The sequence below is a fragment of the Streptomyces sp. WAC05292 genome (assembly GCF_003949955.1).
In the GTDB taxonomy this organism is placed as follows: domain Bacteria; phylum Actinomycetota; class Actinomycetes; order Streptomycetales; family Streptomycetaceae; genus Streptomyces; species Streptomyces globosus.
In genome coordinates this window covers 1-8,176 of the sequence record NZ_RPSE01000290.1, presented here as the reverse complement: position 1 = coordinate 8,176, position 8,176 = coordinate 1, and the positions used below count along the sequence as shown (strand labels likewise).

Genomic DNA, 8,176 nt, shown 5'->3' with positions numbered 1-8,176 from the left:
GCGGTCCCCCGTACGGGCCCCGGGGCCCGCTTCCGACCGGCGCGCGGGGGGCTGTGTGGCGGAAGCTGTCAGATGTGACCCTCGTCGCCCGCCGCGCCGTGCCCGCCGCCGTCCCAGCGGGCCCGCGGCATGTCGAGCCGGGCCTCGCCGCCGGCGGTGAGGCGCAGCGGGGTGGACTCGGCGCGGTAGTGCTCCAGGGCGCGGGGTTCGCTGCCGGGCAGGGGCCGGCCGTCGGCGCGCACCACGCGCCACCAGGGGACGGCGCCGCCGTACAGGGCCATGACGCGGCCGACTTGGCGCGGGCCGCCCTCCCCGAGCCATTCGGCGACGTCCCCGTAGGTCATCACCCGGCCGGGCGGAATCCGCTCGGCCGCGTCCAGCACGCGCTCCGCGTACGCGGGCAGCTCCTCGCTCATTCCGCCCATGGTGCCGGACGTGACGGACCGCTGTGCGGAGCGTTTCCTTCCACACCGGCGCGCACCCTGCCGCCCCCCGGGACCGCCCGGCCGTGCCACCATCTTCCGGGCGGTGACTGGTGATACGTGATCAAGAAGAGACGGCTGTGACGACGAAGGAGCAGGGTGTGAGCCCTCCGGACGGCGCGAGCGAGGACGACGGCGCGCGCCCCGAGCCGGGCCCCGAACCGCACCCCGGCGCGCCCCGCGACGGGGCTCCCGGCGCGCCCGCCGACGGCCCGGCGGCCGCCCCCGCGGACGCGGCCCGCGCCTCCGGAGCGGCCGCCTCCGCGGACGCCTCCGCGGCCGGTGCCGACGAGGTCGAGGTCGACGAGCCGCTGCTCGCCGCCCGCGTGCACCGCCCCTCCGACCTCGTCCGCTTCCTCGTCGGACTCCTCGGCATCGCCGTCGTCCTCGGCATCGCCGCCTTCGCGCACGGCACCACCGCCGGCCTGGAGGACGACATCAGCCAGGGCACCCAGGCCGCCCCCGACCTCCTGATCAAGGTCGCGGGCCTGGTGTCCAGCATCGCCGTCCTCCTCGTCCCCGTCGCCTTCGCGATCGAGCGCCTGATCAAACGCGACGGGCTGCGCATCGCCGACGGCGTCCTCGCCGCCGTCCTCGCCCACGGCGTCACCCTCGCGACCGACCTCTGGGTCTCCCAGGCGGCCCCGGCGACCATCCAGGACGCCCTGACCCGCGCCGCGGGCGCCGGGGGCGCGCCCACCGACCCCGTGCACGGCTACCTCGCGCCCGTGATCGCGTACATGACCGCCGTCGGGATGACGCGCAGGCCGCGCTGGCGGGTCGCCCTGTGGGTGGTGCTGCTGCTCGACGCCTTCGCGATGCTGGTCAGCGGCTACACCACCCCGTTCTCGATCATCCTGACGGTGCTGATCGGCTGGAGCGTCGCGTACGGCACCCTGTACGCCGTCGGCTCCCCGAACGTGCGCCCCACCGGGCAGAACCTGCTCGCGGGCCTGCGCCGGGTCGGCTTCCAGCCGGTCAGCGCGGCGCGCGCCGAGGTCCCGGAGGGCGGCGACGCCTCGGAGGCCAGCGACCGGGGGCGCCGCTACCACGTCACCCTGGAGGACGGTCCGCCGCTCGACGTCACCGTCGTCGACCGGGAGCAGCAGGCGCACGGGTTCTTCTACCGGGTGTGGCGCCGCCTGACCCTGCGCGGGATCACGACGCGCCGCTCCCTGCAGTCGCTGCGCCAGGCGCTGGAGCAGGAGGCGCTCCTCGCGTACGCGGCGATCGCGGCCGGCGCGAACGCGCACAAGCTGATCGCGACCTCCGAGCTCGGCCCGGACGCCGTGATGCTCGTGTACGAGCACCTGGAGGGCCGGCCGCTGGACGCCGTCCCGGACGAGGAGATCACCGACGGGCTGGCCCGCCACGCGTGGGAGCAGGTACGCGCCCTGCAGTCGCGCCGGATCGCGCACCGCCGGCTGACGGGCGACGCCCTGCTGGTGGATCGTTCCGGCAGGGTCATCCTGACGGATCTGCGCGGCGGCGAGATCGCGGCCGGCGACCTGGTGCTGCGGATGGACATCGCGCAGCTGCTGACCACGCTCGGCCTGCGGGTGGGCGCGCAGCGCGCGGTCGCGTCGGCGGTGGCGGTGCTCGGGCCGGACGCGGTGGCGGACTGCCTGCCGCTGCTCCAGCCGATCGCGCTGAGCCGGTCGACGCGGGCGACGCTGCGCCGGCTCGCCCGGGAGCGGGCGGACCGGCAGCGGGAGGCCGTGCTGGAGTCCTCGCGCGCGGCGAAGGCGGCCCGCGAGGCGGCGGCCGGTAAGGCGGGCGCCAAGGCGGTCCCCGCCACGTCGGCGACCGAGCGGAAGGCGGAGAAGCGGGCGCTGGACGACGCGCTGGAGGGGGCCCGCGAGGAGGACCTGCTCAGCCAGATCCGCAAGCAGGTGCTGCTGATCCGGCCGCAGGCGCCGGTGGAGCCGGCCCGGCTGGAGCGGATCCGGCCGCGCACCCTGGTGTCGTTCATCGCGGGCGCGTTCGGCGCGTACTTCCTGCTGACGCAGCTGGCCCACGTGGACTTCGCGACGATCATCGGCGAGGCCGAGTGGGGCTGGGTGGGCGCGGCGCTGGCGTTCTCGGCGCTGACGTACTTCGCCGCGGCGATGAGCCTGCTCGGGTTCGTGCCGGAGCGGGTGCCGTTCCTGCGGACGGTGGTGGCCCAGGTGGCCGGCTCGTTCGTCAAGCTGGTCGCCCCGGCGGCCGTCGGCGGCGTCGCGCTGAACACGCGGTTCCTCCAGCGGGCGGGGGTCCGGCCGGGGCTGGCGGTGGCCAGTGTGGGCGCCTCGCAGCTGTTCGGGCTGGCGTCGCACGTCCTGCTGCTGCTGGCCTTCGGCTACCTGACGGGCACGGAGAAGACCCCGGAGATGACGCCGTCCCGGACGGTCATCGCCGGCCTGCTGACGGTGGCGGTGCTGGTCCTCGTCGTGACGGCGGTGCCGTTCCTGCGGAAGTTCGTCGTGACACGGGTGCGGGCGCTGTTCGCCGGTGTCGTGCCGCGCATGCTGGACGTCCTCCAGCGGCCGCAGAAGCTGATGACGGGCATCGGCGGGATGCTGCTGCTGACCGGCTGCTTCGTGATGTGCCTGGACGCGTCGATCCGCGCCTTCGGCGGCGGCGAGGCGCTGAGCTACGCGAGCATCGCGGTCGTGTTCCTCGCGGGCAACGCCCTCGGCTCGGCCGCGCCGACGCCGGGCGGCATCGGCGCCGTGGAGACGACGCTGACGCTGGGCCTGATCGCGGCGGGCCTGGACAAGGAGGTCGCGATCTCGGCGGTCCTGCTGTTCCGGCTGATGACGTTCTGGCTGCCGGTCCTGCCGGGCTGGGTGTCGTTCAACTACCTCACCCGCAAGGAAGCGATCTAGCAGGTCCGCGGGGTGGCACCGGCCGCGGGGACGCGCGGCGGCCGACCCGAACGGGCGCGTGCGCGGGCGGGGTGCCCGGGGTCGGCGGAGGATGGGGGCATGTCGAGACACGTCCTCCGGACGGCCGCCGCCGGCGCCGTCGTCCTCGCCGTGGCCGGGGTCGCCGGCTGCTCCGGCGGCGGGGGCGGCGCCCCGTCCCGCACCGACGCGACCGGGTCGGCGCCGCCGCCGCTGAAGTGGGGCGCGTGCACCGCCCCGGACGCCGCCCAGGGCGGCGGTCCCGCGCCGCCGAAGGACTGGCAGTGCGCCACGCTGCAGGTGCCGCTCGACTACGCCGACCCCGGCGGGGAGACGATCCCGCTCGCGCTGATCCGGGCCCCCGCCCGGGACAAGGAGCGGCGCCTCGGCTCCCTGGTGTTCAACTTCGGCGGCCCCGGCGGCTCCGGCATCAGCACGCTGCCGGGCGCGGCCGAGGAGTACCAGGCCCTGCGCTCGCGCTACGACCTGGTGAGCTTCGACCCGCGCGGGGTCGGCGCCAGCGCGCCCGTGCTGTGCCAGACCGACAGGCAGCTGGACGCCTACTACGCCGAGGACAACACGCCGGAGACGCCGGCGGAGGAGAAGGAGTTCGCGGACGGGATCCGCCGCTACCACCAGGCCTGCGAGGCCCGGTCGGGAAAGGTGCTGCCGTACGTGGGCACCGAGAACGCGGCCCGGGACCTGGACCGGATCCGCCAGGCGCTGGGCGACGGGAAGCTGAACTACTTCGGCATCTCGTACGGCACCGAGCTGGGCGGGGTCTACGCCCACCTGTTCCCGGACAAGGTCGGGCGGGCCGTCTTCGACGCGGTCGTCGACCCGACGAAGACCTCCGAGCAGAGCGCTCTCGGCCAGGCGAAGGGCTTCCAGCTGGCGCTGGAGAACTTCGCGCAGGACTGCGTGGACCGCGGCGACGCGTGCCGCCTCCAGGGCGCCACCGCCAAGGAGGTCGAGGACACGGTGCTGCGGCTCCAGAAGAGCCTGGCGCAGAAGCCGATCCCGGGCCTCGGCGGGCGCATGCTGACCGACTCGGCGGCGACGAACGGCATCGCGCAGGCCCTGTACTCCCAGGAGCTGTGGCCGCTGCTGGAGCAGGGCATCGACGAGGCGGAGGGCGGGCAGGGCCAGCTGCTGATGGCGCTGTCCGACGCGCTGAACGGGCGGCAGGAGAACGGCCGCTACAGCAACATCGGCGCCGCCAACACGGCGGTCAACTGTGCGGACTCGAAGCAGCGGTTCACGCTGGAGCAGACCAAGGAGCGGCTGGCGGAGTTCCGCAAGGCCTCCCCCGTCTTCGGGGACTTCCTGGGCTGGGCCCTGATGAGCTGCACCGGCTGGCCGGTCAAGGGCGCCTGGGAGACCCCGGACGTGTCGGCCGCCGGATCCGCGCCGATCCTGGTGATCGGCAACACCGGCGACCCGGCGACCCCGTACGAGGGGGCGCGGCGCATGGTGGAGCGCCTCGGCCCGGGGGTCGGGGTGGAGCTGACGTACGAGGGCCAGGGGCACGGCGCGTACAACAGCGGCGACCCCTGCGTGCAGAAGGCGGTCGACGCCTACCTGCTGGACGGGAAGGTGCCCGCCGGCGGCACCGTCTGCAAGGCCGCCTGACCCCGGCGGCGGACACGGGACGGCCCCTGCCCCCGCGCCGTCGCGCGGGGGCAGGGGCCGGTGCGGGCGGACCCGCGGGCGGACCCGCGGGCGGGGCCGCTAGTAGACGGGCTTCTGGGGCTCGACCTGGTGGACCCAGCCGATGACGCCGCCGCCGACGTGGACGGCGTCCGCGAAGCCGGCGGACTTCAGGACCGCCAGGACTTCCGCACTGCGGACACCCGTCTTGCAGTGCAGGACGATCCGCTTGTCCTGGGGGAGGTCCTGGAGGGCCGTGCCCATCAGGAACTCGCCCTTGGGGATCAGCCGCGCGCCCGGGATGGAGACGATCTCGTACTCGTTCTTCTCGCGTACGTCGATGATCTCGATGTTCTCGCCCTCGTCGATCCACTCCTTGAGCTGCTTGGGAGTGATCGTCGAGCCGGCGGCCGCCTCCTGGGCCTCCTCCGACACGACGCCGCAGAAGGCCTCGTAGTCGATGAGCTCCTTGACGGTCGCGTTCGGGCCGCACACCGCGCAGTCGGGGTCCTTGCGGACCTTGACCTGGCGGTACTGCATCTCCAGGGCGTCGTAGATCATCAGGCGGCCGACCAGCGGCTCGCCGACGCCGGTGAGGACCTTGATGGCCTCGGTGACCTGGATGGAGCCGATGGACGCGCAGAGCACGCCCAGGACGCCGCCCTCGGCGCAGCTCGGGACCATGCCCGGCGGCGGGGGCTCCGGGTAGAGGCAGCGGTAGCAGGGGCCGTGCTCGGACCAGAAGACGGAGGCCTGGCCGTCGAAGCGGTAGATGGAGCCCCACACGTACGGCTTGCCGAGGAGCACGCAGGCGTCGTTGACGAGGTAGCGCGTCGCGAAGTTGTCGGTGCCGTCGACGATGAGGTCGTACTGGGAGAAGATGTCCATCACGTTGTCGGCTTCGAGCCGCTCTTCGTGGAGGACGACGTTCACGTACGGGTTGATGCCGAGGACGGAGTCGCGGGCGGACTCCGCCTTGGAGCGGCCGATGTCCGACTGGCTGTGGATGATCTGGCGCTGGAGGTTCGACTCGTCGACCTCGTCGAACTCCACGATGCCCAGCGTTCCGACGCCGGCCGCGGCCAGGTACATGAGGGCGGGCGAGCCGAGGCCCCCCGCGCCCACGGCCAGCACCTTCGCGTTCTTCAGGCGCTTCTGGCCGTCCATCCCGACGTCAGGGATGATCAGGTGGCGGGAGTACCGACGGACCTCGTCGACGGTGAGCTCGGCAGCCGGCTCGACCAGGGGTGGCAGCGACACGGGGACTCCGTAGATCGGTATGCGTGAACGGTGGTTCTTCCCGTAACACTGCCACGCCCCTCTTCATTCCGAGACACCTGGTCCGATACGTGAGACGATTTCGTCCCAGTACGCGGGCATTGACGCCCACGGGTCCGCAGGCGGGGCTCCGCGGCGGTCGGTGAACCAGATCGTCCCGGCGCCCTGCCAGCGGGCGATCCGCAGCGCCTCCTCCAGATGGGTGCGCGGCACCCCGTGGACGAGGTGGCAGAACCGCTCCGGAGGGTGGTCGGCGGTCCACTCCGCCACCTGCGACCAGCGGTAGTCCGTCCAGGCCCCGGCGAAGGTGACCAGCTGGTCGGCGACGTCCGCGTAGCCCGCGTGGGGGTGGGTGCCGTGGCCGAGCACGATCCGCAGGCCCGGGCCGAGGCCGCGCAGGGCGTCGGCGACCCGGCGCACCCCGTCGAGCCCGGACCGGTCGGCCGGAGCCCCGTCCAGGTAGAACCCGTCGACCCGGTACCAGTCGGCGAAGCGGTGGGCGTCGGAGACCAGCTCGCCGAACGTCCGCTCGCCGTCCCGCATCGCGAGATGCCCGAGGACGGTGCCGCCGGCCCCGCGGAGCCGGCCCACCGCCTCGGTGCAGTGCGGGTCGGGCCGGGAGCCGGGGCCGTCGGCCACGTTGAGCACGGCCCAGTGCAGGGGCGTGCCGGGCCGGGTCAGCTCGGCCCACTCGACGGGCGCGAGGAGGGGGTGCGCGTAGCCGGGGATGCCGAGGCCGAGGCGGCCGGAGCCGGTGGCGGCGGCGGCCGGGGCGGGCGTGGTCAGATGCGGCACGCCGCCTCCATCCAGATGTCCGCGAGGGACTCCTCCAGGTTGATCCGGGGCCGCCAGCCGAGCCGGTCCCGGGCGGTGCGGACGTCGGCCTGCTGCCAGGCGCCGCAGCCGTCCGGGTAGGGGTACGCGGCGGCGGGCGGGGCGGCGGCCAGCTGCTCGGCGGTCGCCTCGGAGCGGGGCGCGCCGATCGCCGAGAGGGAGGAGGCCCGGCCGTGGCCTCCGTGGAGCGGCCCGTGGCCCTGCGGATGTCCGCCCTGTGGGACGTCGATCTCATGGAGGGCGCCGCCGTACCCGGCGACCCGGGCGAGGACGGCGGCCGCGTCGCGGAGCCGGACGGCGCGCCCGGTCCCGATGTTGACGACGCCCTGCGCGGCGGACAGGGAGGCGGCGTGGACGGCGCGCGCCACGTCCCGGACGTCGACGAAGTCCCGCTGGACCCCGAGCCCGCTGAGCTTCAGCTCGCCGTCCCCGGACTGCATGGCGCGCCGCATCGCCTCGGCGAGCCGGCCGAGCGGCGATCCGGCGGGGGTGCCGGGGCCGACGGGCGAGAAGACGCGCAGGACGACGGCGTCGAGGCCGGATCCGAGGACGAGTTCGGTGGCGGCGAGCTTGCTGACGCCGTACGGCCCGCCGGGTCTGGGGACGGCGTCCTCGGCGGTGGAGGAGCCGGGCTGGCTGGGCCCGTACTCGGCGGCGCAGCCGAGCTGGACGAGGCGGGCCCCGCAGCCGCTGCGGCGCAGGGACTCGCAGATGGTGGCGACGGCGACGGTGTTGTGGCGGGTGAGCTCGCGGGCGCCGCCGCGGGTGGCGCCCGCGCAGTTGATGACGACGCCGGGGTGGACGGCGTCGAGGAAGCGGGTGAGCGCGCCGGGGCTGCCGGTGGCGAGGTCGAACCGGACGTCGGCGTCGTCGCCGCGGCCGAGCGCGGTCAGCTGGACGGCGGGGTCGGCGAGCAGCCGGTCGGCGACGTAGCGGCCGAGGTATCCGTTGGCTCCGATCAGCAGCACCCTCATCGCGCGGTCCCTCGGTTGGTTGGCTGGCCGGTCATGCGGTGTCTCCTTCTTCTTCGGTCGGGCGGGAGGGGGT

At 74.6% G+C, this 8,176-nt stretch carries 6 protein-coding genes; 2 read left to right on the top strand and 4 right to left on the bottom strand.

The window, feature by feature from the left end; all coding sequences use genetic code 11:
• Window positions 1–68: 68 nt before the first annotated feature.
• The gene (locus tag EF903_RS24160) at window positions 69–425 is read right to left on the bottom strand and encodes an MGMT family protein (RefSeq protein WP_260615847.1); all 357 of its coding nucleotides are present in this window, start codon (window positions 423–425) and stop codon (window positions 69–71) included.
• A gap of 158 nt (window positions 426–583) precedes the next feature.
• Between EF903_RS24160 and EF903_RS24155 the strand changes: the two genes are divergently transcribed.
• Both EF903_RS24155 and EF903_RS24150 read left to right on the top strand, forming a co-directional pair.
• Window positions 584–3,349 (top strand): lysylphosphatidylglycerol synthase transmembrane domain-containing protein, encoded by a 2,766-nt coding sequence (locus EF903_RS24155; protein WP_260615846.1) that lies wholly within the window; start codon window positions 584–586, stop codon window positions 3,347–3,349.
• Window positions 3,350–3,448: 99 nt separating this feature from the next.
• Window positions 3,449–4,999: an alpha/beta hydrolase gene (locus tag EF903_RS24150; RefSeq protein ID WP_125546493.1), complete on the top strand. Its 1,551-nt coding sequence runs from the start codon at window positions 3,449–3,451 to the stop codon at window positions 4,997–4,999.
• 99 nt (window positions 5,000–5,098) lie between these two features.
• Here EF903_RS24150 and moeZ read toward each other — a convergent pair whose 3' ends face one another.
• The 3 genes from moeZ to EF903_RS24135 all read right to left on the bottom strand — a co-directional run bounded on the left by moeZ (window position 5,099) and on the right by EF903_RS24135 (window position 8,103).
• Complete coding sequence (moeZ, locus tag EF903_RS24145) at window positions 5,099–6,277, bottom strand: adenylyltransferase/sulfurtransferase MoeZ (RefSeq protein WP_125546491.1); 1,179 nt, start codon at window positions 6,275–6,277, stop codon at window positions 5,099–5,101.
• Between the two features lie 63 nt (window positions 6,278–6,340).
• Complete coding sequence (locus EF903_RS24140) at window positions 6,341–7,090, bottom strand: spherulation-specific family 4 protein (protein WP_125546489.1); 750 nt, start codon at window positions 7,088–7,090, stop codon at window positions 6,341–6,343.
• Window positions 7,078–8,103: an NAD-dependent epimerase/dehydratase family protein gene (locus EF903_RS24135; protein ID WP_125546487.1), complete on the bottom strand. Its 1,026-nt coding sequence runs from the start codon at window positions 8,101–8,103 to the stop codon at window positions 7,078–7,080. Before EF903_RS24135 ends, EF903_RS24140 begins: the two co-directional genes overlap by 13 nt.
• Window positions 8,104–8,176: the final 73 nt, after the last annotated feature.

Coding starts and splice junctions, on each gene's coding strand:
- EF903_RS24150 (WP_125546493.1), top strand. CDS start 3,449: ATGTCGAGACACGTCCTCCGGACGGCCGCCGCCGGCGCCGTCGTCCTC.
- EF903_RS24160 (WP_260615847.1), bottom strand. CDS start 425: ATGGGCGGAATGAGCGAGGAGCTGCCCGCGTACGCGGAGCGCGTGCTG.
- EF903_RS24135 (WP_125546487.1), bottom strand. CDS start 8,103: ATGAGGGTGCTGCTGATCGGAGCCAACGGATACCTCGGCCGCTACGTC.